Origin of the sequence: Flavobacterium maritimum, from assembly GCF_040049085.1 — a bacterium.
Taxonomy (GTDB): domain Bacteria; phylum Bacteroidota; class Bacteroidia; order Flavobacteriales; family Flavobacteriaceae; genus Flavobacterium; species Flavobacterium maritimum.
The window spans coordinates 1-525 of sequence record NZ_JBDLZY010000051.1 but is presented as its reverse complement, the minus strand read 5'-3'; the positions used below and the strand labels follow the sequence as shown (position 1 = coordinate 525).

Sequence of the window (525 nt, the reverse complement as noted above, 5' to 3'; positions counted from 1 at the left end):
AAAATCCAATTCCAAAGCTTTTACACTTTGAACGGCATTTCCGGCGATACCACGAATCGAACCATACATTCCCAGAGTGTTATGAACCACTTTTTCTATTTGCTTTTCGCGTTGTTTCCAGATTCTCTGCATGGCTCTTTTCTCTGAATCTAAGTCACTTTGCATTTGTGTAAAACCTTCTACAATACCTTCAATTTGTAAACGAAATTCGTTGCTTGTCAGGAAGTCGTATAACATTTCCATTTTATCGCCTTTGTTTTCCTGTGCCTGAACCGCCTGATTGACCTGAATTAAAGACTGACGCAAAACAGCACTTAAACCTTTAAATTCTTCATATGTACAAATCCAGATTCCGTCCCGCATTCCCATTCTCTCCATTCCGGCGGGCATTACTTCAGTAACCAAAACGCCGATATTGGCTCTCTTGATTCTGATATCGTTTTTAAACTTCTCAATCCACGAAGGCTGAAACGCTTTTGTTCTTTTACTTTCGTAATAAATAGAACCGCAATTTTGGTGCTCACG

1 protein-coding gene is annotated in these 525 nt (G+C 39.6%); it reads right to left on the bottom strand.

Annotated features, from left to right (window positions below; all coding sequences use genetic code 11):
• Positions 1 to 525: DUF2130 domain-containing protein (locus tag ABEB23_RS18250; protein WP_348814148.1), on the bottom strand; the 525-nt coding region annotated here is incomplete at both ends.